Consider the following 22,194-nt stretch of genomic DNA (forward strand, 5'->3'; position numbering starts at 1 on the left):
TTGTGAACAAGCCCACTTACACTAGTCGTGGCACCGCCATGATGCGACTCATTTTTTCAGCGGATCATCCCAGAACGGGCGCTCCACCTCGCGCAGGATATCGGCGCGGCTCAAGCCGATATCGTCCAGCGCCGCGTCACTCAGGCGCGCCAGTTCGCGGCGCTCACGGCGCAGTTGGCGCCAACGCAGCAGTTGCTGGGCCGCCCCCTGGGTGAGCTGGTAGATCCAGCTGTGCTGGGACGTTGAGTACTGCAGAACAAGCGATTTCTGACCTTTCATCGTCTTACCCTCCTGTTGGGATGACGACAGTGTCAGCTCGGGCATAAGATCAATCCAACGAATGTTTCTTATGTAATACATCTAGGAGATTGATGCCTTGTCCCAGTACCAGAGTATCGATTCCGACGTGCTGCGCACCTTTGTCGCCATCGCCGAACACGGCGGCTTCACCCGTGCCGGCGAAGTGGTCAACCGTACCCAGTCGGCGGTGAGCATGCAGATGAAACGCCTGGAGGAGGACATCATCCAGCGCCAGCTGTTCGAGCGCGATGGCCGCCAGGTGCGTCTGACCGCCGAGGGCCAGGTGCTGCTGGGCTATGCCCGGCGGATCCTCAAGTTGCACGGCGAGGTGTTCAATACCCTGCGCATGCCGCACATGGTCGGGGTGGTGCGCATCGGCACCCCGGACGACTACGCCATGCGTTTTCTGCCAGGCATCCTCTCAAGTTTTGCCCAGGCCTATCCGTTGGTGCAGGTCGAGGTGCACTGCGAAAGTTCGCGGCAGCTGATGCAACGCCAGGATCTGGACCTGACCATCGTCACTCGCGAGCCTGGCAACGAAATCGGCCAGTTGCTGCGCCGCGAGCGCGCAGTGTGGGTGCAGGCCCAGGGCTTCTGCCCGCATGAGCACAACCCGCTGCCGCTGGCGATGTTCAACTGCGATTGTTACTGCCGGACCTGGGCCTGCAACGCCCTGGATGCCATCGAGAAGGAGTACCGGATCGCCTATACCAGCGCCAGCACCGCGGCGATCATGGCCGTGGTCAGCGCCGGCCTGGCGGTCACCGCGCAGCTGCAGAGCCTGATCACCAGCGACCTGCAGATCATCGGCGAGGCCGAAGGCCTGCCCCCACTGCCCACCGCCAGCATCATGCTGCTGCGCAATCGCACCACGCAGTCGGAAATGACCGACTGCCTGGCCGACTACATCATCGAGGGCTTCAGATCTTGAACGCGAGCATTACCGCGCACAGCACCAGAAAGCCGCAGAACAGCGAACGCAGGACTTTTTCCGGCAAGGCGTGAGCCAGTTTCACACCCCAACTGATGCTCAGCAGGCCACCGATCGCCAGCGGGATGCCCATGCTCCACTGCACGTGTTGATGCAGACCATAAGTCAGCAAAGTAACGGCCGTACTCGGGGCCGCCAACGCCAGCGACAAACCCTGGGCAACCACCTGGGTGGTGCCGAACACGCTGGTCAGCACCGGCGTTGCCACCACCGCCCCGCCGACCCCGAACAAGCCGCCCAGCACCCCGGCGCCGCTGCCCAGCACGCCCAGCCACGGCCAGGGCTGGCGCAGTTCACTGGATGGCTGCGCCGTGCGCATGAACATCCGCGCCAGGTTCCAGGCCGCCAGCGCCACCAGAAACAGCACGAAGCCAAAGCGCATGGCCTGGGCATCGACGCCCACCGCCCAGATCGAACCCAGCCAGGCAAACACAAAGCTGCTCGCCGCCAGCGGCAGCGCATGCCTGAGCTCAATGCGATTGCGCTGGTGATACCGCCACAGTGCCAGCAGCACGTTGGGCACCACCATCACCAACGCCGTGCCCTGGGCCAGTTGCTGGTCGAGGCCGAACAGCACCCCCAACGCCGGAATCGCGATCAGCCCGCCACCAATGCCGAACAACCCGCCTACGGTGCCCAGTGCCGCGCCCAGCGCTATGTATATCGCCCACTCGATCATTGCTGTCTCTCTTAAGTGCCAAGCGCTGCATGCTACCGAGCCGGCGCTAGCGGGGAAACGCACAGCAACGCACAATGGCTGTGCCATTTACGCAAAAGCAGATCTGCCGCCATGAACCCCGACGCCCTGACCGAACAACTCAGCCTGTTTCTCGATGTGCTGGAAACCGGCAGCTTCTCCGCTACTGCCAGGCGTCATCCGTTGACGCCTTCGGCGGTGGCACGGCGTATCGACAGCCTGGAAAGCGCAGTCGGCAGCCGCCTGTTCGTGCGCAGTACCCATGCGCTAAGGCCGACGCCGGCGGGCAATGCCTTTGCCGAGCGCGCCCGGCGAATTGTCGAAGAACTGCGCCTGGCCCGGGCTGAAGCGGTGTCGCTGAGCAATGCCCCGGAAGGCCTGATTCGCATCGACGCCCCGGCCGCCTTCGGCCGCCGCCACCTGGCCCCGGCCATCGCCGATTTCCTCGTCGCCTATCCCGGCCTGGACGTACAACTGCGCCTGATCGACAGCTTCGTCGACCTGCACGGCGCGCACCTGGGCGAAGTCGACCTGGTACTGCGCGCCGGCCCGCTGGCCGACACTCGCCTGGTGGCCACGCCGCTGGCTTATATGGTGCGCATTGCCTGCGCCAGCCCCGGCTATCTGGCCCAGCGCGGCATTCCCGCCAGCCCGGCCGAACTGCCTGAACACGATGGCCTGGACTGGGACGGCCTGGCCCCGCCCTTCGCCTGGCGCTTCGCGGTCGAGGGGCAGATGCGCCTGTACCGCCCGACGCGCATGCGCATGAGTGCCAACAATGCCGAAACCCTGCTGTTCGGCGCCCTCGCCGGCCTGGGCATCGCCCACCTGCCCACCTGGCTGATCAGCGAGTACCTGCTGCGCGGCGAATTGCTGCCGCTATTCTGTGACAACGGATTGCCCAGCGCCGAAAGCAGCGGCATCTATGCCCTGCGCCTGGAACATGAAACGAACTCTCGCAGCCGTTTGCTGCTCGAATTCCTCAAGAGCCGCTTCAGCCCGATCCCTCCATGGGACCTAGCGCTGCAAAGCGAGCTGCGCTGGCAGTAAGTGCGCTAATGACTTGCGTGCTAAATTTAAAGGACTCAACCCATGAAAGGATGTGCATGAACGCCGACCCGAAAGCGCCCGCTCCCTGCGACGAACTGCGCCTGGATAACCAGGTGTGCTTTGCTCTGCATTCGACTTCGCTGCTGATGACCAAGGTCTACAAGCCGCTGCTGCACAAGCTTGGGCTGACGTACCCACAATACCTGGCGATGTTGGTGCTGTGGGAACAGGACGGCCTGACCGTCGGCGAGATAAGCCAGCGCCTGCTCACCGATCCAGGCTCGCTCACTCCCTTGCTCAAGCGCCTGGAAGCCGAAGGCCTGCTCAAGCGTACCCGCAGCCGTGAAGATGAACGGGTCGTGCTGGTGCAGTTGAGCGACCAGGGCCGCGCCTTGCAAGCCCGGGCCAAGGATGTGCCGCACTGCATCCTCGCCGCCAGTGGCGAGAACCTCCAACGCCTGCAAAAGCTGCAGGCCGACTTGCTGGAACTGCGCGCCAACCTGCAAAAAAGCCTCTGAGGGCTATGCTGGTAGATGACCGTTCGTAGGTCAGTCGAAAAATTATCTTGCGCACTAAATAATTGCGCGCTAATTTAATTTCCGTACCCACTCAGCGCCGCGGCGCCACTCACAAGCGAGGCTCATCATGCAAAAAGTCACTCCGCTGTACATTGCCCAAGCCACATCCACCGGTGGCCGCGACGGTAAATCGAGCTCCAGCGACGGCAAGCTGGAAGTCAAACTGAGCACCCCCAAGGAACTGGGCGGCGCCGGTGGTGACGGCACCAACCCCGAACAGCTGTTTGCCGCCGGCTATTCGGCATGCTTTATCGGCGCCCTGAAGTTTGTCGCTGGCCAGCAGAAAAAGGCCCTGCCTGCTGACAGCTCGATCACTGCCAAGGTCGGCATCGGCCAGATTCCGGGTGGCTTCGGTCTGGATATCGACCTGAACATCAACCTGCCGGGCCTGGACCAGGCTGAGGCGCAAGCACTGGTCGACGCCGCTCACCAGGTCTGCCCGTACTCCAATGCCACCCGTGGCAACGTTGATGTACGCTTGCATGTCACTGTCTGAGTGATAAAACCCCAGGCATAAAAAAACCCGGCCAAGGCCGGGTTTTTCGATTGCGCAGGAATGCCAGGCTTAGACCTTGGCACGGCCCTTGTAGGAGCCGCCTTCGCGAGTGTCGATCTCGATCCAGTCGCCGATTTCGATGAAGTCAGCAACGCTCAGCTCGGTGCCGTTCTTCAGCTTGGCAGGCTTCATGACCTTGCCCGAAGTGTCGCCGCGAGCGGAACCTTCGGTGTAGTCAACCTGACGCACGATGGTGGTTGGCAGGTCAACCGAAACCAGGCGCTCTTCGAAGAACACGGCTTCGCAGACGTCTTCCATGCCTTCTTCGATGAACGGCAGAACGGCCTCGATGTCTTCGGCGTTCAGCTCGTACATGGTGTAGTCAGTGGTGTCCATGAAGGTGTAGGTATCGCCGTTGATGAACGACAGGGTCGCTTCTTTGCGATCCAGGATTACGTCGTCCAGCTTGTCGTCGGCCGAGTAGACGGTTTCAGTCTTGTAGCCGGTCAGCAGGTTCTTCAGCTTGGTTTTCATGATCGCGCTGTTACGGCCCGACTTGGTGAACTCAGCCTTCTGAACCAGCCATGGATCGTTGTCGATACGGATCACGGTACCGGGTTTCAGTTCTTTACCAGTTTTCATTGCGATATATCCGAATTTGGATGGATTTACAAAAATCGAGGCCGCATATCATAGCCAATTTCGGTAAAACTGTACCAGCGCCGTGGCAAGGTCCGGCTGAGCGGCCTGCGCGGCGCTCCAGCGGCGGGCGTGCTGGTGGAGTTCGTCCCAGTGCAGCAGCACCTGCTGCCAGGCCTGGCCCATGTCGCAGTCCATGTTCCAGGCGCGCCACAATTGTACCAGCGCGTCGCCTGACGCAGCGCTCAGGCCCTGGATGTACAGATCAAGAAACGCTTCGAGTTTTTCCCAGTGGGCATACTCTTCCTGCACATAAATATGCCAAAGCAGCGGTCGTGCCGCCCATTGCGCGCGAACGAAAGAGTCTTCACCGCGCACTGCATTGAAATCGCAGCTCCACAGCAGCCGGTCGTAATCGTCCTGGCTGACGAACGGCAGGATCTGCACGGTCAGTGCGCCGCGCCGGGCAACACTGCCGACGCACAGCGGCTCGCCGAGCCAGGCCTGAACATCGCCCAGCACCCGGCCTTCGGGCACCAGTAGATGATTGGCGCGGCTGTCGCCAGCCAGGGCCTCGAGCCAGCTGGCCACGCCGGGGTTTTCGTAGGCGAACAGCGAAATCAGGCGGGCGTTTGCCGCTGTCGTCACGCCCAGGCTCTGCAGAAACGCGGTGCGTGCGGCAGGGTCCTGCTGCAGCACGTCGCGTTGTGCCAACAGGTTCGCCTCACGCAGCAAGCCGCCGGTTTTGCGGGTGAAGCCCGGAAAGAAAAACACCTTGCGCAAGCCATTGGCCTGGGGCGACGGCAAACCATGGCAGCCTTCGACCCAGTCTTCGGCGCTGAGATAATCCAGGTTCAGCCACAATGGCGCACGTGGCTGATCGAGCATCGCCTGCACATAAGCGGGCGGCAACTGACAAGCGAACGCGCCAATCACCACCTGCGCTACCGCCGTGTCCTGCCACTCGCCAGGCCATTGGCGCACATCCACGCCCTGTTGCCATTGCTGGGCGGCATCGGCCCGGGCCTCGGGACAAATACGCACGAACGCCTTAAGGTCATCCACCCACAGGCGCACCGCCTGGCCCTGCTCGGCCACCAATTGCCGGGCCAGGCGCCAGGTCACGCCGATGTCGCCGTAGTTGTCGACGACACAACAGAAGATGTCCCAGTGCGCTTTCATCGCGGGCCCCTTGGAAAAAGCGCCGATTGTCCGGGTAAATCATCGCAGACAAAAGCATGGCAGGTAAAAAACCTGCTGCACCATGCGACAATGGCCACCCGTGTCCTGGCCAGGAGGCCATCATGCCCCGCCCTCGCGAACTGAAGATCACCCTCAAGCCGCTGCAACTGATCCTGTGCATTGCCCTGGGCCTGTGGCTTGGCGCCGTGGCCATCGCCCTGAGCCTGTGGCTGGCCGGGCGCCTGCTTCCCGCGACGGTGCCGCCGATCGGCCAGGTGCTTGCGCCGCCCGCCATCGCCCCGGCGCCCCCGCCGGCGGCAGACCCGCAACAGCAGATGTTCGAGCAGTACCAGCAGATCCTGCGCAACCAGCAGGTACAGCAGGCCGAAGAACAGGCACAAGGCAGCATGCGCAACCTGTCCAACCCCAAGTGCCAGTTCTGGCTGCAGCAAAACCGCAACCTGCCCACGGAAAAAAGTCGCGCCCATGTCCTGGAATTTTGCAACTGACACCATGAACAAAGCCGACCTGTTGCAACGCATCATCGATACCCTGACCTTCGACCTGGACGTCGCCCAGCGCGCGGCGCAAACCGCCTATGAAGCGGCCACCGCCGAAGAGAACATCGCCGAGAACAAGTACGACACCCTGGGCCTTGAGGCTTCGTACCTGGCCACCGGGCAAGCCCGGCGCATGGAAGAGATCCGCCAGGCGCGGGCGGCGTACCAGCAGTTGCTGCTGCGCGACTATGACCCGCAACGCGGCATCCAGGTCAGCAACCTGGTGACCCTCGAGGCCGAGAATGGCAGTTGCCAGCAGTTATTCCTCGGCCCCGAAGGCGCGGGCCTGAAGATTGGCCAGGGCGAGCACCTGGTCACGGTGATCACCCCGCGCTCGCCACTGGGTCAGGGACTGCTCGGCAAGGTCGAAGAGGATGAGGTCAGCCTGGTGCTTGGCGGGGTGTCCCAGCGTTACTGCATCCTCAAGGTTCTGTGATCAGGAAGGCTGCGCCTTCACAAAGATCCCAAGGCATCAAAGCGCTGCGCCAACCCCTGGCTGGCAAACTGCTCGATGATAAAATCGACAAAGGCCCGGGTCTTGCCCGGCAACAGTTTGTGTTCGGCGTAGTACAGCGAGATGTTGCCGTCGTCCACATACCAGCCCGGCAACACTCGCAGCAGCCGCCCGGCCTGCAGGTATGGCACGGCAAATGGCATGCTCACCAGCGCTACGCCCAGACCCTGCTCCGCTGCCGCGCAGGCGGCTTCCGAATCGCTCATGGTCATGCGCAGGCGCAGGCTCAACGGACTTTGTTCCCGCTCGCGGCTGGTCAGCGGCCAGGAGCGCACGCGCCCGGTTTGCGGCGAACGGATGAGGATGCCATCGAGTGCGTGCAAGTCGCCAGGCTGGGTGATCGGCGGATGCTGCTGCAGGTAGGCCGGCGCCGCTACCAGAATCCGGTGCGCCGGAGTCAGCTTGCGCGCCACCACGCCTTGCGGCAGATCGAAGCCGCCGCCAATGGCCGCATCGAAACCCTGGCCAATCAGGTCGACCTGGCGGTTATCAAAATGCCAATCAGGGCTGATGGCCGGGTAGCGCCGCAGGAACTCAGCCAGCAACGGCACAATGTACAGACGGCCGAACACCGTGCCCATGCTCACTTTCAGGGTACCGGCCGGCTGCCCTTCGGCACTGGCAAGGTTAGCCACGGCGTACTGGATGGTCTGGAAACTCGCCGCTACCTCACCGAGAAAACGCTGGCCGGCCTCGGTCAGGGTCAGGCGCCGAGTACTGCGCTGGAACAAGCGCACACCCAGACGTGCCTCCAGGCGGGCGACGTTCTTGCCCACTGCCGCCGGGGTCAGGCTCAGGCGCCGCGCGGCTTCGGCAAAGCTGCCGACCTCGGCGCTGCGGACAAAACACTCGATACTGCTGAACGACTCCATCGCGGCGATTCCATACTTTTGGTTTACACAGACTATAGCGATTACTGGCTACCGGCAGGGTAATCAGCGGCCGATACTGAGCACCATCCAAGGCATCCGGCCTTGTTCTTTCGGGAGCACAGCATGTCGACCCAATCCAGCCTCAACGGTAAAGTAGCCCTGATCCAGGGTGGCTCGCGCGGTATCGGCGCTGCCATCGTCAAACGCCTGGCCGCCGAAGGCGCCAGTGTCGCCTTCACCTACGCCAATGCCACGGCCCAGGCCGATGCCTTACAGCAGAGCATCATCGCCGCCGGCGGCAAGGCCCTGGCAATCAAGGCCGACAGCGCCGATGCCAGCGCCGTGCAGCAGGCTGTGGCAAGCACCGTCGAGGCCTTCGGTGGCCTGGATATCCTGGTCAACAACGCCGGGGTACTGGCCGTCGGGCCACTGGCGGATTTCAGCCTGGAAGACTTCGACCGTACCCTGGCGGTGAATGTGCGCAGCGTTTTCGTCGCCACCCAGGCCGCTGCCCGGCACATGGGCCAGGGCGGGCGGATCATCAACATCGGCAGCACCAATGCCGAGCGCATGCCCTTCGCCGGTGGCGGCCCCTATGCCATGAGCAAGTCGGCGCTGGTCGGCCTGACCCGCGGTCTGGCCCGTGACCTCGGCCCCCTGGGCATCACCATCAACAACGTCCAGCCGGGGCCGGTGGACACCGACATGAACCCGGCCCAGGGCGAGTTCGCTGAAAGCCTGATGGGCTTGATGGCGGTGGGTCGCTACGGCCACGTCGATGAGATCGCCAGCTTCGTCGCCTACCTGGTCGGCCCGGAGGCGGCGTACATCACTGGCGCAAGCCTGAGCATTGATGGCGGCTTCGCGGCCTGAGGCCAGTCAATGACCGTCCCTGTCGGCCAGGCGCTGTTCAATCAACTGGACAAAGGCCCTGGCGGCCGGGGTCGGGTGCGTCGACCAGATCGCATAAACGTGACGCACCGGCGCATCCTCAACCGCTACCGACGCCACGCCATTGAAGCCGTTGGCAATTCGCGCCGGCACCAGGCCGATCGCCAGGCCGCGCTTGGCGAATTTCTCCACCAGGCGGATGTTGGTCATTTCGAACTGCACCCGATGGCGCACTCCGGCGGCAGCAAAGGCTTCGTCAGTTTGCCGGCGCGCGCCGCTACCGGCGGGAAAATCCACCAGCGGCTGGGCTTCAAGATCGGCCAGAGACAAGCGAGTCTTGCCTGCCAAAGGGTGCTCGACAGCCATCACCGCCACCAATTCTTCTTCGGCCAGCAGGCGGTACTCGACGCCTTCCAGCCGCTCGCCCGGCCAGATTCCGATAAAACCCACGTCCAGGCGTCGCTCGCGCACGTCGGCGATCAGCAACTCGCTCTTGGCCATCAGCCAGCGGATGTCCACCCGTGGATGTTGGGCATGAAAATCAGCCAGCAGATCGACCAGGTCCAGCTCGGTCAGCGAGGTGATCTCGCCGATCGACAATTGCCCGCGCACTTCACCGCAGGCGGCGGCAACATCCTCGGCAATCCTTCGGGTCGCCTCCAGTGCTGGCCGCGCGCTTTGCACAAAAGCTTCCCCCGCAGGCGTCAGGCGCACGCGCCGCGAGCTACGCTCGAACAGGCTGACGCCGAGGGTTTCTTCCAGCCGGGCAATCTGATGGCTCAAGGCCGACTGCACCACATGGCAGCGCTCGGCGGCGCGGGTGAAGCTGCCGGTGTCGACTACCGCCAGGGCATATTCAATCTGCTTGAGATTCATGGATCGATCTATTTTCAAGATGGATAGAATGAAAACGATACATTGGCGTCATGCTAGCGCATTTCCCATACTGTCACCTCCAACTGCCACTGATTAGAGACGGTCCATGACCTCTGCCACCCACCCCCTGAGCCGCGGCCTGATTTTGCTGATGGCCACTGCCACAGGCCTCGCGGTCGCCAGCAACTACTACGCACAACCCTTGCTGCACAGCATCGCCGAGCATTTCGGCCTGACCACCGCCAGCGCCGGGGCCATCGTCATGGCCGCACAACTGAGCTACGGCGCCGGCCTGTTGCTGCTGGCACCGCTGGGCGACCTGTTCGAACAACGCAAGCTGATCGTCAGCATGATTGCCATCAGCACCCTGGGCCTGCTGATCAGCGCCTTTTCGCCAAGCCTGATATGGCTGCTGATCGGCACCACCCTCACCGGCCTGTTTTCGGTGGTCGCCCAAGTGCTGGTGCCGATGGCGGCAGGCCTGAGTGATCCGGCGCAACGCGGGCGGGTGGTCGGCACGCTGATGAGCGGGCTGCTGCTGGGCATCCTGCTGGCGCGCACGGCTGCCGGCTTCATGGCTGAACTGGGTAGCTGGCGCAGCATCTACCTGTTGGCGGCAGGATTGATGGGGCTGTCGGCGATCGCCCTGCTCCGCGCCCTGCCCGAGCGTCACCAGCACGCTGGGCTCAGTTATCCGGCGCTGCTCGGCTCGGTGTTCCGCCTGTTCGTCGACGAGCCGATCCTGCGTTTGCGCTCGCTGCTGGGGCTGTTGTCGTTCAGCCTGTTCGCCTTGTTCTGGACGCCGCTGGCCTTTCTGCTGTCGGCCGAGCCTTACCACTATTCCGACGCAGTGATCGGCCTGTTCGGCCTGGCCGGTGCCGCCGGGGCCCTGTCGGCCAACTGGGCCGGGCGCCTGGCCGACCGCGGCAAAGGCCCGCTGGGCACCACGGTGGGCTTGCTGGTACTGCTGCTTTCGTGGGTACCGCTGGCCTTTGCGCAGTCGTCGCTGGCGGCATTGCTGGTTGGCGTGCTGTTGCTCGACCTGGCGGTGCAACTGGTGCACGTGAGCAACCAGAACGCGGTGATTGTCCTGCGTCCGGAAGCGCGCAACCGCCTGAATGCCGGCTACATCACCTGCTACTTCATCGGCGGCGCCCTCGGCTCGCTGCTCGGCACGCAGCTGTTCCAGCGCTATGGCTGGGACGGCATCGTCATCGCCGGCCTGAGCATCGGCGCCCTGGCCCTGCTGGTCTGGGGCCTGGCTGAGCGCCAGCGCGCCGTGCGCCCGGGTATCGCCTAACGGCGCACAAAGGCTTCATCGACCCTCGCCAGGTGCTCCTCGCGCAGGGTCCCGGCGTAGTAGTGCAGCTTGATCCAGGCCAGCAAATAGTCGTAGCGGGCCTGGGCCAGGTCGCGGCGGGTGGTCGCCAGTTGCTGCTCGGCATTGAGCACATCGAGGTTGACCCGCTCGCCACCCAGCACACTCTGGCGGGTCGATTGCACCAGCGCCTCGGCCGAAGTCAGCGCGCGCTGATAGGCACGCAGGCGGCTGACGCCGGACTGGCAGGCGTTGTACTGGCGGCGCAGCTCGATCAGGGTGGTACGGGTATTGCCGTCCAGTTCATATTCGGCCTGCTCCAGGTTGCGGCTGGCCTGACGGGTGGCCGCCGACACCCCGCCCCCGGCAAACAACGGCAGGCTGACTTCGATGCCGATGGTGTTGGTGTCATAGCGCTGGTTATAGGTGTTGCCACTGTCGGACTGCATTTGCCGAGAAGTCGCGTAAGCCGTGACCTTGGGCAGGTGCCCGGCCCGGTTGCGCTCCACCTCGAATCCGGCCACTTGCAGGGCCTGGCGCTGGGACGCCAGTTGCGGGTTGTTGGCCAGGGCCAGCTCATGCCAGGCCTCGTAGGTCGCTGGCTGCAGCGCCAGCAGGGCAAAGCCGTCGTTGAGCGGCGCCAGCTCGTCGATGCGCGCCGAAGGCTCGCCAATCAGCGCCCCCAGCTCGCGCAGGGCGGCGTCCTGGTCGTTACGGGCCTGGATCTCCTCGGCGTCGGCCAGCTCATAGCGGGCCTGGGCTTCGAGGATGTCGGTACGGGTGCCCTCGCCCTGCTGGAACAGTTGCTGGTTCTGCTGGAACTGCTGTTGATAGGCCTGCTTGCTGGCGACACTGATACTGATCTGGTCGTCGGCAAACAGCGCCTGGGTATAACTGGTCATCACCCGCACCAGCAGCTCCTGGCTCTTGTCGCGAAATGCTTCATCGGCGAACAGCGCCTGGGCCACGCCCTTGCGGTAACTGGCGTAGGCCTCGTAGTCGAGCAACGGCTGCTGAAGGATGAAGGTCGAGCCGTAGCTGTTGTAGTGGCGGTCTTCATCTTCGCGCCGCGAATCGCCCAGGTAGCGGGCCTTGGAATCGTTGCGGCCCTTGTTGTAGTTGTACGAAAGGTTTGGCAGCAAGCCGGCGCGGCCGATGGCGCGGTTTTCCTGCCCGGCGTCGCGGGCCTTGAGCGCGCCGAGGAACACCGGGTCCTTGCGCAGCGCCTGTTCATACACCTGAAACGGCCCCATGGCCTGCGCGCCCGCCCCTGTTGTCAGGGCGAACGCCGCCAGCAGCCCGGTCATCAAGCTTTTCATCCACGGGCTTCCTTATTGTTCGGTCAACGCGGTGCCTGCCCGGTCGAGCAGGGGTTTGAACAGGTAATTGAGCATCGAGCGCTCGCCGGTACGCACGAACAGTTCGGCCGGCATGCCCGGCTTGATCACCAGCCCGTCCAGGCGTGCCAGGGCCTGCTCACTGACGGTGCTGCGCAGCACGTAATACGGTTGGCCGGTCTTGTCGTCGAGCAACTGGTCGGCGGAAATCAGCGCCACCTCGCCCGACACCCGCGGCGTGCTGCTCTGGTTGAAGGCGGTGAAGAGGATATCCACAGGCAGCTGCATCGCGACTTTATCCACAAGGTTGACCGGCAGGCGCCCTTCCACTTCCAGGGCGGTGCCCTGGGGCACCACCTCCAGCAAGGTTTCGCCGGCGCGCACCACCGCGCCCTCGGTATGCACGCCAAGGTTGACCGCAATGCCGTCGGCCGGGGCGAGGATCTCGCTGTGCTGCAGGTCGAAACCGGCCGAGGTCAGTTGCTGCTCAAGGGTCAGGCTTTTCAGTTGCGCTTCGGCCAACTGGCTGCGCACCTCTTTCTGATATTCCTCGCGCCGCTGCTGCAGGTTCAGCCGCGACTCGACAATGCCCTGCTCCAGCCGCGCGCTGTCGCCGCTGTTTTGCGCCAGATCGCGCTGGACCTGGGACAACTGACGCTGATACTCGAGCAAGCGGTTGCGCGGAATGTAGCCCTGAATTGCCAGCGGCTTGAGGTTCTCCAACTGCTCACGCAGCGAATCGGCCTGGGCCTGCAGGTCGCCACGGGCGCGGCGCATGCCGGCCAACTGAGCCACGGCGCCGTCGATACTGGCGGTCAGCCCGGCCTGCTCGCGGGCCTGGGCATCACGGCGGCTGCTGAACAGCTGGCGCTGGCTCTCGAGCACCAGGCTCAGCTGCGGGTCGGGGTTGCTGGCAAGCTGCGCTGGAAAGATGATTGCGCCGAGGTTGTCGCGCTCGCTCTGCCAGCGCGCCAGGCTGGCCCAGGCCAAGCGGTACTGGGCCTGCAGCGATTGCACATCGGCCTGGACCTGGGTCTGGTCGAGGCGAAACAACGGCTGACCCTGTTTAACCAACTGGCCTTCGCTGACCAGGATGCGGCTGACCACGCCACCGGCCAGAGATTGCACCGCCTTGCGCTTGCCCGAGACCACCACGGTGCCCTGCACGGCAATGCCTTGATCGAGCGGCGCCAGGGTTGCCCAGGCAATGAACCCGCCAAAACCGACCAGGGTCAGCAGCCAGCCCAGGCGCACGTAAAACCGGGCACTGCGGCTTTTATCGACCTGGCTCATGCGCCACCTCCGGTTGCCAGTGCGGCATTTGCGGGCTGGCGCTGGGCCTGCTCCTGAGCCCGGCTCAGGGCCTGCATGACTTCATGGGTCGGGCCAAAGGCCTGCATCCGGCCCTCGCTGAGCACCAGCAGTTTATCCGCCTGGGCGAGGGCGGCCGAGCGGTGCGTAACCAGCACCACGGTGCGGCCCTGGGCTTTCATCTGGGCGATGGCAGTGGCCAGCGCCGCTTCGCCGCTGGTGTCGAGGTTGGAATTGGGTTCATCGAGCACGATCAGGCTCGGCCCGCCGTACAGGGCCCGGGCCAGGGCGATGCGTTGCTTCTGCCCACCGGACAAGTCGCCGCCGTCTTCGCCCAGGCGTGTGTCATAGCCTTGCGGCAGGCGCAGAATCAGTTCGTGCACGCCGGCCTGGCGCGCGGCTTCGACCACCTTGAGGCCGTCGAGCTCGGCAAAGCGGGCAATGTTCTCGGCAATGCTGCCGCGCAGCAGTTCGATGTTCTGCGGCAGGTAGCCGATATGCGGGCCGAGGGCCTCGCGGTCCCAGCGGTGCAGGTCGGCGCCGTCCAGGCGCACGGTACCGGCCAGGGTCGGCCAGACGCCGACCAGCACCTTGGCCAGGGTCGACTTGCCCGAGCCGGAGGTGCCGAGCACGCCAAGTACTTCGCCGGCACCCAGGTTGAAACTGATCTGCTGCAAGGTGGCCACGCGCTTGCCAGGCGGTCCGGCGCTGACCTGTTCGAAGCCCAGGCGCCCGCTTGGCGCTGGCAAGGCCATCGGCGCCGGCGGCTCGGGAAACGCGCGCAGCAGGCCATCCAGGCGCTGATAGGCCATGTGCGCGCCACTCCACTGCTTCCACACGGCAATCAGCTGATCGATCGGGCTGAGCACCCGGCCCATGAGGATGGAACCGGCGATCATCATCCCCGGGGTCATCTGCCCCTCGATCACCAGCAGGGCGCCCAGCCCTAGCACCAGCGACTGCAGGCACAGGCGCAGCGACTTGCTCACCGCGGTGATCACCGCCGAGGTATCGCTGGCCTGGTTTTGCAGGTTCAGAAAGCGCGAATGCAAGGCAAACCAGCGCTGGCGCAAGGCGCCAAGCATGCCCATGGCCTGGATGCTCTCGGCATTGTGCAACTGGCTGCTGGCCAGGTGTGTGGACTGCTGCTGGAAACCGCTGGCCTCGACCAGCGGCTTGTGAGTCAGGCGTTCGTTGAGCACCGCCAGGGCGATCAGCAGCAGCGCCCCGGCGCAGGCCATGACACCCAGCCAGACGTTGAAGAGGAAAATCACTGCCAGATAAATCGGAAACCAGGGTGCATCAAAGAAGGCAAACAGTGCAGGACCGGTGACAAATTGCCTCACTTGCGTGAGGTCGTTAAGTGCTTGCCCGGCCTGCCCGTCGCCTTGGCGCAAGTTACGCTCAAAGGCCGCCCGGTACACGTTGAGGTTAAAGCCCTGCTCCAGCTGGTTGCCAACCCGGATAACAATAAAACTGCGGATCGCTTCCAGCGCGCCGATAAATACGAAGAAGCCGACTACCATCAACGTCAACATCCACAGGGTTGTTTCGTTTTGCGAAGACAGTACCCGATCATACACTTGCAGCATATAAATCGAGGGCACCAACATAAGCAGGTTAATCAACGCGGTAAAACAACCCACACTCAATAGCGTGGACTTGTGATCGGCCAGTGCTGCCCACAGGGGCGCCCCGGCTTTATGAGTCGGCTTGTTCATTGTCCGCCTTTCTATCCCTGAAAAATCGGCAATCGCCTACAAGGCTTTATTCTTTATTCTTACGTTCCAGCAAGAGTATCTTTCCAGATATGGAAGTCCATTTGAAGATATCTGGCTTATAACGGTTAAAGTGCACCATCGCGCTACCGCTGCCATCAAGCAAAGCCAGCGTATCAGTGGTCGGCAGCCAGCCGCTGGGGCGCTGCCCAATCAGCCCTGCTACGCATTCGAGATCGCCGCGCAAGGTTTGCGCTGCATCCAGGTGCATTTTACAACCCGCGGCCCGATCGTTTTCGGGGTAAAGCATCCAGTCACCGGCCAGTTGCGCGGGCGTGGGGAGTAGCAGGCTGCTTGCCATACCGACCTCGGTCATCAACATCAGGGGAATCGCGCCAAGCGCGATCATTCGCTTCAAAGCCATTATCTGCCCGCCTCGGAAAGAGCGGCGCATGTGCGCCGCCCTTTCAGGTTGCTATCAGACCACGATATCCGTGGCGACCGCCTGACCTACAGTGGTCACCAGGAAATCAGACAGGCTGTTGCCGGTGAAGTCGATCGACAGGCTACCGAGGTTGCTTGCCTGATCGAAGCTCAGCACCGCTTCGCCGGCATGGCCGGTGAAGGCATCAACGAACTGCAGCGGCAGCTTGTTGACGGCAAAGGCCGACATTGCCGACAGATCGATTTTGTCCTGACCGCTGACGAAATCCATGATGCGGTCGGGATTGCTCGGGGTCGAATCGCTGCTGGCAGCGAAGATGAAGGTGTCGGAACCGGCACCACCCCAGAGTTTGTCGGCACCGCCGCCGCCGTAGATGATGTCGTTGCCGGCACCACCCTTGAGCTCGTTGGCCACGGCGTTGCCGATCAGCAGGTCGTTGCCCGAGCCACCGATGGCGTTCTCGACAATGGCACCCTTGGCAATGGAAATATTGCCGATCATGCCGCCGACGTCGGAGAACGACGCGTCATTGAGGTTGATCTTCTGGTTCTGGGTAAAACCGGAGAAGTCCAGGGTGTCGTTGCCGCCACCGTCCCACACCGAGAAGACGATTTTCGACGAGGCCGAGGTGGCCGAGTAGAAGTCGCGGTCAGCGGTGGAGTTGAAGCCGTACACGGTGTCGCCGGAGCGGGTCGCGTAGTTGGCGCCATAGAGCTTCTGGATGGCGGCGATGTCATCCATCAGCGGTGCCGAGGAGTACACCTGCACACCGCCCTTGGTGAAGTTCTGGCTGGTATTGCTCTCGCCCCAGTAACTCATGACGCTGTAGCCACGGGTGTCCTGGCCGTAGCTAGCATCGGCATAGGTCGGGTAGCCTTCGCCGGCGTTGTAGTCGCCGGGGTGGGACAAGCCCAGGACGTGGCCGATTTCGTGGGTCAGGGTCTGACGGCCGTAGTTGCCGTTTTCCGGGTTGACGTTGGCCTGGTACTGATTGTTGATCAGGTACCAGGATTCGCCCTTGTGCGAGCCCGGACCGTCGAACGGCAGGTAGGCGAATGCCGCGCCGCCGGTGCTGCCATCGCTGTAGTTGCCGAAGGTCATGTGACCGTCGCCGCCCGAGGCGCCTTCCTTGAAGGTGACCTTGGCCACGTCCGCCCAGGACTGCATGGACAGTTTGGCCTGGGCTTTCTGCTGCGCGGAAAAGGCGCTGAACGAGCCCAGCCCCTGACCATAGAAGTCAGAAGGTGCCTTGGTCAGGAAGGTATAGGTCAGGCTGATGGTGCCGTCCTTGTTCAGGTCTTTCCAGGCAGCGCCGTCGCGCAGCAACTGGGTAGCGGCCTGGTCGACCGAGAACGAAGGTTTGCCATTGACTGTCGCACTGCCGCCGCGATCATATTGATGGCCGAAACTATTGATCAGGCTGTAAGCGGAACTTGCACCGTGCGGTTGCAATACAGAGCCAGCTGAAACAATAGCGCTTTCTTTGACTTTCGACATACAGACACTTCCTTGTTTACAAAAAAGCAGTTGTTGTCCGATAGGACGCTCCTGCGGCGAGATCGTCCTATCACTCGCCTGAATGAGGCGGGGAAAAACTGACACAGGTGGAATTGAACTGTCCAGCTTTTTTTGACGTCAATTTTCAATAAGACTAATTGTTTATTGTCCTACACGCGCAAACCCTTGATTTAGCCAATGCGTATACATTTGCGCAAACGACGATATATCGAGACTGACAAAAACCCCGGCCCTAGACGAAAACTGACCCGACAGTTTTAGTTGCATAATCGAAGTTTAATTATAAGAATGCGACATGCCGTTATAACCCGCTGATTCTGAGCCTTTACTTTTTTGTGACAACTAGCGGGTGACCCTCCGTCGGCTGGCCATTGACTTGTGACGGGCCCGGGCGCTGAGTAGGGATTGGTCAACAGCCCTTTCAACCTGGATGCCACTATGACAAGACTCACGGTTCAATCCGGCGATTTCTTGCAAGGTGAAGGCGAGTACCGCAATGGATCGCTCACACTCAAGACCGCCCGCAGCCCCTCACCTGGCGAGAAAATCGCCCTGACCCGCATTACCGATCTGATCGTCGCCAATCAGGAATCCAGCCGCAGCCTGAGCAGTGCGCTGGGCTGGGGCGTTGCCGGCGCCCTGGTGGCCGGCCCGGTCGGCCTGATCGCCGGCCTTTGGCTAGGCGGCAAGGAAGAAGAAGTGACCTTCCTGGCGACCTTCAAGGATGGTCGCAAGCTGATGGCCATCACCGACAAGAAGACCTGGTCGAAAATCGACGGCAATTGGCGACGCCACAGCCAGGCGGCAGCGAACGGCTGAATCCGCACAGCCCTCGTACGTTCATGGTCATGACAATCGATTGAAAACAGGGGCGCCGCCAACCGGTCGCCCCTGCTAAGATTGCGCCCCCGCCTGCCCGGCGCAATACCCGGCAGGCTTTCGCCACCCGGGCTCGCGCCCCTCATCGCCTATCGGGCAAATACGCCCTGCCGGACAGCAGCCGATCGATAACGGCGCGTTCGCGTTCGTTTTCAAGGAGCTCCTGCATGACCCTGCCTCGCCCTCGCCTGCCCTTGCGCCTGCTCGGCCTGAGCCTGGCCCTGCCGGCTACACACAGCCTGGCCGAGGACAGCATCACCCTGGCCCCGCTGCAGGTGTCGCAGGTCTATAGCGAGGGGTACCAGGCCCGCGAAGCCGCGGTCGGCGGTTTCCAGCCGGCGCCACTGCTCGATACGCCGGCCTCGATTGCAGTGTTCAACGAGCAACTGCTGGCCGACCGCCAGGTGCGCAAGCTCAGTGAAGTGCTGCAAAGCGATGCCTCGGTGGGTGAAAGCTATGCGCCGATCGGATACTACGAAAACTTCAACGTGCGCGGCTTCGAGCTCAACGCCGCCAGCAGCTACAAGATCAACGGCCAGACCATCGCCGGCGAGCAGAACGTGGCGCTGGAGAACAAGCAACAGGTCGAGTTGCTCAAGGGCCTGTCGGGCTTGCAAAGCGGCGTGTCGGAACCCGGTGGCCTGATCAACTACGTGACCAAGCGCCCGGAGGATGTGCGCTCGGTGACGGTTTCAAGCAACGAACAAGGCGAGCGCTACCTGGCCACCGACCTCGGCGGCTGGTTCGGCAGCGAGCGTCAGTTCGGCCTGCGCGCCAACCTGACGCATGAGGACATCCGCAGCTACGTCGACCACGCCGACGGCAAGCGCGACTTCGCCTCGCTGGCCTTCGACTGGCAGATCAACCCCGACGCCGTGCTGCAGCTGGATGCCGAATACCAGCAGCGCGAGCAGCGTTCGGTGCCGGGCTACCAGTTGCTCGGCGGCAACAGCCTGCCCCACGGCATCGACCCGCATGACCGCCTGGCCTATCAGCACTGGGCCAACCCGGTGAGCATCGACTCGCTGAACCTTGGCGGGCGCTTCGAATATCGCTTCAGTGACAACTGGACCGGCAGCGTCAGCGCCTCGCGCAGCAAGGTGGTGATCGATGACTACAGTTCGTTTGCCTGGGGGTCAGGAGGCGGCATGGCTGCCCACTTCAGCCCGGAAGGCGACTATGACGTCTATGATTTTCGCAGCCCCGACGACACGCGCCGCATCGACGAAGCACAGGTGGCGTTGAACGGTCGCTTTGAAATGACCGGGTTGAGCCACGAACTGACCGTCGGCAGCGGTGCACAGCGGCGCACCCTCGACCAGCGACCAACCTTCAACCAGCTCATCGGCAGCGCTAACATCTACCAGGCGACCCCTGCACTGGAGCCGTTCGATGGCGTGCCAGGGCACTCCGAACGGCGCCTGGACAGCCGTCAGTACGGTATTTTTGCCAGCGATCGCATCACCTTCAATGAGCACTGGCAAACCCAACTGGGTGCACGTGTAGTGCGCCTGGACGAAAAAGCCTTCGATGAAGCTGGCAACGACCGTCGGCACACTCGCCAGTACGAACTCCTGCCCAATGCCGCGTTGATCTACAAACCTCGGGCCGACATCTCACTGTATACCAGCTACAGCAAAGGCCTTTCAGCGGGCAGTGCGGCGCCATGGTTTGCCCAGAACAGCCAGGACATCCTCGCCCCGACCACCTCGCATCAGATCGAGCTGGGCATCAAGCGCGACTGGCAACGCCTGAGCCTGAGCGCCGCGCTGTTCCAGCTGCGCCAGGCCTATCAGTATTCACAACCTGACGGTGCCGGTGGTTTCACCTATGTGCAGCAAGGCCAGCAAAAAAACATCGGCCTGGAGCTGGGCGCCAGCGGCTGGCTGACCTCCAACCTGCAGATCAACGCCAGTGCTGCGGCAATTCGCGCGCGGGTCAAAAACAGCGGCACAGCTGACTACGAAGACCACCAGGCGCTCAACGTACCGAACTTGCGCGCTGCGGTGCAGGCCGACTACAGCCTGCCGATCCCGGGCCTGGCCCTGCTCGGCGGTGCGCGCTACAGCGCCAGCAAGTACGCCAATCAGGCTGGAACGGTAGAGGTCGGCAGCTATGCGGTGTTTGACCTGGGCAGCCGTTACAGCACCAGGATTGGTGGTTACGACACGGTGCTGCGGCTGATGGTGGATAACGTCTTCGACAAACGCTACTGGCGCGATGCCGGGGAGTACCTGGGGGATGGTTATCTGTTTCAGGGGGCGCCGCGCACTGCACGGGTTTCGGCGTCTGTGAGCTTCTGAGGGGCTCATCGCGGGTCGACTTGACCCGCGATGAAGACACCGCCGTCAGAACGGCTCGCTACCCTCGCGGATTTCTACTTCCAGCACTTTGCCCAACGCCACCAGCTGCGTCGCCACGTCCCTGGTGGTAATGAAACCGCTGTAGCAGTCACCATCGGTAGACCAGTTCCACAGCACCAGGCCCTGCTTGTGCAGTTCGTCGTGGGCGGTGACCATCAGTTCGGGCACCGTGGTGCCTTCGAGGAAGTCTTCATCTTCCGCGTCCTCAACGCCGAACGTAACGTCGGCATCCCGTGCCTCGGCCAGCTGCTGCACGCTCTGCACAAAAGACTCGGTGTCTTTCCAGTCGACAAAGAACACCGACTCCCAGTCTGCCACGTCCTTGACGATGTACATCAGTTGCTGCGGATCGTCCTCGAATTCCTCGATGTCGTCTTCATCCAGCTCGACCTCGCGCAGGGCCTGGACATGCTGGCTGGCCATTGCCGCCGACGGGCTGACCAAGGTCAGCAATTGTTCGGCGGCGAGGATCTGCGCCTTGGTAAAACATTCTTTGAGCATCTGAAACATCCTTTTTCATGGGCAAAACAAAAAGCCCCCGACCTTGTTCAGGTCGGGGGCTTTTCTAGATATGGCGGTGAAGAAGGGATTCGAACCCTTGATACAGTTTCCTGTATACACACTTTCCAGGCGTGCTCCTTCAGCCACTCGGACACTTCACCGTTTCTCTTCAAGCAGTTCAGCCTGTCGAGGCGCGCTAATGTAGTCGAAAGAGGTTCTGATGGCAAAGGTTTTTTTCAGAATATTCATGCGCTTAAGCCATTCAAGCAAAAAACCACGGTACACAGGGCAAAGCCGCCATTCTCTGGCGTGCTTTGACAGCGCCGATTCACCTACTCCCGTCAGCACGAGCGAACGGGCCGTCAAGCTGACCGGTCAGTCAGTCACAGCGCTTTACCTCGGGCACTTGCCTGAGTAACGTCTGCCCCACTCCCCTTTAAGGAACTCTGTCATGAGTGAGCTGATTACCTACCACCTCGAAGACGGCATTGCCACCCTGACCCTGAACAACGGCAAGGTCAACGCCATCTCGCCTGACGTCATCAAGGCCTTCAATGCCGCCCTCGACCAGGCCGTGCAGGACCGCGCGGTGGTAATCATCACCGGCCAGCCCGGCATTCTGTCCGGTGGCTATGACCTCAAAGTCATGACCGCAGGCCCTAAAGAAGCCGTCAGCCTGGTCACCGCAGGCTCGACCCTGGCCCGGCGCATGCTTTCGCACCCGTTCCCGATCATCGTCGCCTGCCCGGGCCACGCGGTGGCCAAGGGCGCTTTCCTGCTGCTCTCGGCCGACTACCGCATCGGTGTCGAAGGCCCGTTCAGCATTGGCCTTAATGAAGTGCAGATCGGCATGACCATGCACCACGCCGGTATTGAACTGGCCCGCGATCGACTGCGCCGTGCAGCATTCCACCGCTCGGTGATCAATGCCGAGATGTTCGACCCGGTCAGCGCCGTGGACGCCGGTTTCCTCGACAAGGTCGTGCCGGTCGAGCAACTTCAGGAAGCTGCGCTGACTGCCGCCCGGCAGTTGAAGAAGATCAACATGAACGCCCACAAGCACACCAAGCTCAAGGTGCGCAAAGCTCTGCTGGAGCTGCTCGACGACGCGATCATCCGTGACCAGGAACACCTCGGCTGACCCCCTACCAAGGCCTG

Annotated in this window: 23 protein-coding genes and 1 tRNA gene; 11 read left to right on the forward strand and 13 right to left on the reverse strand. The window is 62.6% G+C overall.

Going from position 1 to position 22,194, the window contains the following annotated elements:
- Window positions 1–48: 48 nt before the first annotated feature.
- Complete coding sequence (locus tag LOY22_RS19155; protein ID WP_123567225.1) at window positions 49–279, reverse strand: DUF1127 domain-containing protein; 231 nt, start codon at window positions 277–279, stop codon at window positions 49–51.
- Window positions 280–376: 97 nt separating this feature from the next.
- On the opposite strand from LOY22_RS19155, the gene LOY22_RS19160 reads away from it, so the two are divergent.
- Window positions 377–1,231: a LysR family transcriptional regulator gene (locus tag LOY22_RS19160; RefSeq protein ID WP_093380535.1), complete on the forward strand. Its 855-nt coding sequence runs from the start codon at window positions 377–379 to the stop codon at window positions 1,229–1,231.
- Here the strand turns inward: LOY22_RS19160 and LOY22_RS19165 are convergent.
- Window positions 1,221–1,970 carry a sulfite exporter TauE/SafE family protein gene (locus tag LOY22_RS19165; RefSeq protein WP_213603561.1) on the reverse strand — a complete coding sequence of 250 codons (750 nt, stop codon included), beginning with the start codon at window positions 1,968–1,970 and terminating at the stop codon, window positions 1,221–1,223. The two genes, LOY22_RS19160 and LOY22_RS19165, sit on opposite strands and share 11 nt — an antisense overlap.
- A 111-nt stretch (window positions 1,971–2,081) precedes the next feature.
- Between LOY22_RS19165 and LOY22_RS19170 the strand changes: the two genes are divergently transcribed.
- The 3 genes from LOY22_RS19170 to LOY22_RS19180 all read left to right on the forward strand — a co-directional run bounded on the left by LOY22_RS19170 (window position 2,082) and on the right by LOY22_RS19180 (window position 4,112).
- Window positions 2,082–3,038, forward strand: a complete 957-nt coding sequence (locus tag LOY22_RS19170; RefSeq protein WP_258594476.1) for a LysR family transcriptional regulator — start codon at window positions 2,082–2,084, stop codon at window positions 3,036–3,038.
- Window positions 3,039–3,094: 56 nt separating this feature from the next.
- Entirely contained in the window at window positions 3,095–3,556 is a 462-nt protein-coding gene (locus LOY22_RS19175) for a MarR family winged helix-turn-helix transcriptional regulator (protein WP_093380528.1), read from the forward strand.
- 127 nt (window positions 3,557–3,683) lie between these two features.
- Complete coding sequence (locus LOY22_RS19180; RefSeq protein WP_045195238.1) at window positions 3,684–4,112, forward strand: organic hydroperoxide resistance protein; 429 nt, start codon at window positions 3,684–3,686, stop codon at window positions 4,110–4,112.
- 69 nt (window positions 4,113–4,181) lie between these two features.
- On the opposite strand, the gene LOY22_RS19185 is transcribed toward LOY22_RS19180, so the two are convergent.
- Entirely contained in the window at window positions 4,182–4,754 is a 573-nt protein-coding gene (locus LOY22_RS19185; RefSeq protein ID WP_038994110.1) for an elongation factor P, read from the reverse strand.
- A gap of 48 nt (window positions 4,755–4,802) precedes the next feature.
- Window positions 4,803–5,933 carry an elongation factor P maturation arginine rhamnosyltransferase EarP gene (earP, locus tag LOY22_RS19190; protein ID WP_258594477.1) on the reverse strand — a complete coding sequence of 377 codons (1,131 nt, stop codon included), beginning with the start codon at window positions 5,931–5,933 and terminating at the stop codon, window positions 4,803–4,805.
- Between the two features lie 122 nt (window positions 5,934–6,055).
- Here earP and LOY22_RS19195 point away from each other — a divergent pair, with 122 nt between their 5' ends.
- Together LOY22_RS19195 and LOY22_RS19200 are read left to right on the forward strand one after the other, a co-directional pair.
- The gene (locus tag LOY22_RS19195) at window positions 6,056–6,442 is read left to right on the forward strand and encodes a hypothetical protein (protein WP_045195243.1); all 387 of its coding nucleotides are present in this window, start codon (window positions 6,056–6,058) and stop codon (window positions 6,440–6,442) included.
- Between the two features lie 4 nt (window positions 6,443–6,446).
- Window positions 6,447–6,929: a transcription elongation factor GreAB gene (locus LOY22_RS19200; RefSeq protein WP_258594478.1), complete on the forward strand. Its 483-nt coding sequence runs from the start codon at window positions 6,447–6,449 to the stop codon at window positions 6,927–6,929.
- Between the two features lie 17 nt (window positions 6,930–6,946).
- On the opposite strand, the gene LOY22_RS19205 is transcribed toward LOY22_RS19200, so the two are convergent.
- A complete protein-coding gene (locus LOY22_RS19205; protein ID WP_045195247.1) occupies window positions 6,947–7,879 on the reverse strand; it encodes a LysR family transcriptional regulator in 933 nt (310 codons plus the stop codon).
- Between the two features lie 123 nt (window positions 7,880–8,002).
- On the opposite strand from LOY22_RS19205, the gene LOY22_RS19210 reads away from it, so the two are divergent.
- Entirely contained in the window at window positions 8,003–8,752 is a 750-nt protein-coding gene (locus LOY22_RS19210) for a 3-oxoacyl-ACP reductase family protein (RefSeq protein WP_258594480.1), read from the forward strand.
- Between the two features lie 6 nt (window positions 8,753–8,758).
- Here LOY22_RS19210 and LOY22_RS19215 read toward each other — a convergent pair whose 3' ends face one another.
- Window positions 8,759–9,646 carry a LysR family transcriptional regulator gene (locus LOY22_RS19215; protein ID WP_258594482.1) on the reverse strand — a complete coding sequence of 296 codons (888 nt, stop codon included), beginning with the start codon at window positions 9,644–9,646 and terminating at the stop codon, window positions 8,759–8,761.
- A gap of 106 nt (window positions 9,647–9,752) precedes the next feature.
- On the opposite strand from LOY22_RS19215, the gene LOY22_RS19220 reads away from it, so the two are divergent.
- Window positions 9,753–10,946 (forward strand): MFS transporter, encoded by a 1,194-nt coding sequence (locus tag LOY22_RS19220; protein WP_045195252.1) that lies wholly within the window; start codon window positions 9,753–9,755, stop codon window positions 10,944–10,946.
- Here the strand turns inward: LOY22_RS19220 and LOY22_RS19225 are convergent.
- Genes LOY22_RS19225 through LOY22_RS19245 form a run of 5 tightly spaced genes read right to left on the reverse strand, consistent with a single transcriptional unit; the run spans window position 10,943 to window position 17,272 of the window.
- Window positions 10,943–12,283, reverse strand: coding sequence for a TolC family outer membrane protein (locus tag LOY22_RS19225; protein ID WP_404944443.1), 1,341 nt, complete (start codon window positions 12,281–12,283; stop codon window positions 10,943–10,945). The genes LOY22_RS19220 and LOY22_RS19225 overlap by 4 nt on opposite strands.
- Window positions 12,284–12,295: 12 nt before the next feature.
- Window positions 12,296–13,594, reverse strand: coding sequence for an HlyD family type I secretion periplasmic adaptor subunit (locus LOY22_RS19230; RefSeq protein WP_093380515.1), 1,299 nt, complete (start codon window positions 13,592–13,594; stop codon window positions 12,296–12,298).
- Complete coding sequence (locus LOY22_RS19235) at window positions 13,591–15,333, reverse strand: type I secretion system permease/ATPase (protein ID WP_258594485.1); 1,743 nt, start codon at window positions 15,331–15,333, stop codon at window positions 13,591–13,593. Before LOY22_RS19235 ends, LOY22_RS19230 begins: the two co-directional genes overlap by 4 nt.
- Before the next feature lie 46 nt (window positions 15,334–15,379).
- Window positions 15,380–15,784, reverse strand: a complete 405-nt coding sequence (locus LOY22_RS19240; RefSeq protein ID WP_249744409.1) for an AprI/Inh family metalloprotease inhibitor — start codon at window positions 15,782–15,784, stop codon at window positions 15,380–15,382.
- A gap of 24 nt (window positions 15,785–15,808) precedes the next feature.
- A complete protein-coding gene (locus LOY22_RS19245; RefSeq protein ID WP_093380511.1) occupies window positions 15,809–17,272 on the reverse strand; it encodes a serralysin family metalloprotease in 1,464 nt (487 codons plus the stop codon).
- A 459-nt stretch (window positions 17,273–17,731) separates the two neighbouring features.
- Here LOY22_RS19245 and LOY22_RS19250 point away from each other — a divergent pair, with 459 nt between their 5' ends.
- Window positions 17,732–18,112 (forward strand): hypothetical protein, encoded by a 381-nt coding sequence (locus LOY22_RS19250; RefSeq protein WP_045195746.1) that lies wholly within the window; start codon window positions 17,732–17,734, stop codon window positions 18,110–18,112.
- A 227-nt stretch (window positions 18,113–18,339) separates the two neighbouring features.
- Entirely contained in the window at window positions 18,340–20,475 is a 2,136-nt protein-coding gene (locus LOY22_RS19255) for a TonB-dependent siderophore receptor (RefSeq protein ID WP_258594487.1), read from the forward strand.
- A gap of 45 nt (window positions 20,476–20,520) precedes the next feature.
- Here the strand turns inward: LOY22_RS19255 and LOY22_RS19260 are convergent, their stop codons facing one another.
- On the reverse strand, window positions 20,521–21,036 hold the full coding sequence (locus tag LOY22_RS19260; protein ID WP_143013269.1) for a hypothetical protein: 516 nt from the start codon (window positions 21,034–21,036) through the stop codon (window positions 20,521–20,523).
- 71 nt (window positions 21,037–21,107) lie between these two features.
- Window positions 21,108–21,197 (reverse strand) — tRNA-Ser (locus LOY22_RS19265).
- 290 nt (window positions 21,198–21,487) lie between these two features.
- Here LOY22_RS19265 and LOY22_RS19270 point away from each other — a divergent pair.
- On the forward strand, window positions 21,488–22,177 hold the full coding sequence (locus LOY22_RS19270) for a crotonase/enoyl-CoA hydratase family protein (protein WP_045195264.1): 690 nt from the start codon (window positions 21,488–21,490) through the stop codon (window positions 22,175–22,177).
- Window positions 22,178–22,194 lie beyond the last annotated feature (17 nt).

Origin of the sequence: Pseudomonas sp. B21-035 (assembly GCF_024748945.1) — a bacterium.
In the GTDB taxonomy this organism is placed as follows: Bacteria; Pseudomonadota; Gammaproteobacteria; order Pseudomonadales; family Pseudomonadaceae; genus Aquipseudomonas.